The organism is Streptomyces sp. HSW2009 (assembly GCF_040240285.1).
GTDB lineage: Bacteria > Actinomycetota > Actinomycetes > Streptomycetales > Streptomycetaceae > Streptomyces.
Map to the genome: position 1 here is coordinate 1 of NZ_JBEHZD010001077.1, position 915 is coordinate 915.

Annotated in this window: 1 rRNA gene; it reads right to left on the reverse strand. The window is 55.8% G+C overall.

What is annotated here, in order from left to right:
- Positions 1-915 (reverse strand): 23S ribosomal RNA (locus AAHZ94_RS34630); the annotation flags it as partial.

Sequence of the window (915 nt, forward strand, 5' to 3'; positions counted from 1 at the left end):
GGCTATATATTGGATTGACACGACTTCGGCGGTACGCTTGAGCCCCGCTACATTATCGGCGCAGAATCACTTGACCAGTGAGCTATTACGCACTCTTTCAAGGGTGGCTGCTTCTAAGCCAACCTCCTGGTTGTCTCTGCGACTCCACATCCTTTCCCACTTAGCGTACGCTTAGGGGCCTTAGTCGATGCTCTGGGCTGTTTCCCTCTCGACCATGGAGCTTATCCCCCACAGTCTCACTGCCGCGCTCTCACTTACCGGCATTCGGAGTTTGGCTAAGGTCAGTAACCCGGTAGGGCCCATCGCCTATCCAGTGCTCTACCTCCGGCAAGAAACACACGACGCTGCACCTAAATGCATTTCGGGGAGAACCAGCTATCACGGAGTTTGATTGGCCTTTCACCCCTAACCACAGGTCATCCCCCAGGTTTTCAACCCTGGTGGGTTCGGTCCTCCACACGGTCTTACCCGCGCTTCAACCTGCCCATGGCTAGATCACTCCGCTTCGGGTCTTGAGCGTGCTACTCAAACGCCCTATTCGGACTCGCTTTCGCTACGGCTCCCCCACACGGGTTAACCTCGCAACACACCGCAAACTCGCAGGCTCATTCTTCAAAAGGCACGCAGTCACGACCATGCTCCAAAGAACATGGCGACGCTCCCACGGCTTGTAGGCACACGGTTTCAGGTACTATTTCACTCCGCTCCCGCGGTACTTTTCACCATTCCCTCACGGTACTATCCGCTATCGGTCACCAGGGAATATTTAGGCTTAACGGGTGGTCCCGCCAGATTCACACGGGATTTCTCGGGCCCCGTGCTACTTGGGTGTCTCTCAAGCAAGCCGTCAATGTTTCAGCTACGGGGGTCTTACCCTCTACGCCGGGCCTTTCGCATGCCCTTCGCCTACATCAA